General features: G+C 71.1%; 1 protein-coding gene. It reads left to right on the forward strand.

All coding sequences use genetic code 11. The features are described from left to right. The coding region (locus ACEN88_RS33130; protein WP_413346546.1) for a helix-turn-helix transcriptional regulator at positions 1 to 717 on the forward strand (717 nt) is incomplete at its 5' end. Positions 718 to 795: the final 78 nt, after the last annotated feature.

Raw genomic sequence — 795 nt, forward strand, 5'->3', positions numbered from 1 at the left:
GCGCTGGCCGGCGGCGACCGCCTCGCGTCCGCGCCGCTGATCGCCCTCGCGCACCAGGGGCACAATTTCCGTAGCGGCATGCAGGGCCTGCTGACCAAGATCGACATCGCGCTGGCGGCGTTCGCCGGCGGCCTCGACGACGTGGCCGACGCCGTGATGGGCAAGCTCAACCGCACCGAAACCGAGCTGGGCACGCGCCGCTGCAATTTCGACTATCTGTACTGCATGGCCCGGATCGCCGCGCGCCAGGGCAACCCGGTCCAGGCGCTGAAGCTCTACGCCAACTACACGGCCGAGGCGCTGCGCTGCCTGCGCAGCGAGGCGCCCGAGTCCGGCACGGTCCATCCGCAGGCGGGCCGCGCGCTGGCCGTCGACGACCTGTCGGCGCGCCTGCCGGCGAAATACCGGCGCGCCTACCGCCACATCGTCGAAAACCTCGAGCGCGCCGACCTGAGCACGCGCGAAGTCGCGGCCCAGATCGGCGTGACGGAACGGGCGCTGCAGATGACCTTCAAGAGCTCGATCGGCATGACGCCCGGCGGCCTGATCCGCAAGCTGCGCCTGGAGGGCATCCGCGAGGAATTGCTCAGCGACGCACGGGTCAACGCCTCGATCGTCGACACCGCCAGCCGCTGGGGCGTGAAGAGCCGCTCCGTGCTGGCCAAGGGATACCGGCGCCAGTTCCACGAGTCGCCGTCCGAGACCATCTACGGTTGAGGGGCGCCGTGATGAGCCCATCGACTCTCGCACGCCGGCGCCGGCCCTCGCGGCTCGCCACGTTCCTGGCGGCCGCGA

It is taken from the genome of Massilia sp. CT11-108 (assembly GCF_047302915.1).
GTDB classification, from domain to species: domain Bacteria; phylum Pseudomonadota; class Gammaproteobacteria; order Burkholderiales; family Burkholderiaceae_D; genus Telluria; species Telluria orientalis.